The organism is Neisseria sp. P0001.S005 (assembly GCF_051963715.1).
In genome coordinates, this window is record NZ_JBQCTZ010000874.1 from 1 (window position 1) to 323 (window position 323).

Sequence of the window (323 nt, forward strand, 5' to 3'; positions counted from 1 at the left end):
GTATTTGAAGCCGTACAGACCAATACCATCGCCGATACCACCAAAGCGGCATGGGGCTGGGATCAACACTATGTCGGCGTCGCTCTGGTCATTCTGACTGCCCCGATTATCTTCGGCGGTATCCGCCGCGTATCTAAAGCCGCGGAAATCATCGTCCCGCTGATGGCGGTTTTATATCTCGTCATAGCACTCTTCATCATTGTTACCAATATTTCCCTGATTCCTGAAGTGTTCGGTCAGATTTTTTCCAACGCGTTCAACTTCGATTCGGCTGCAGGCGGTTTCCTCGGCGGTCTGATTTCGACCACCATGATGCAGGGTAT

The 323-nt window shown here is 51.4% G+C and carries 1 protein-coding gene; it reads left to right on the plus strand.

Annotated features, from left to right (window positions below):
- On the plus strand, positions 1–323 hold a 323-nt coding region (locus ACTHSP_RS23295), incomplete at both ends, for an alanine:cation symporter family protein (RefSeq protein WP_440347154.1).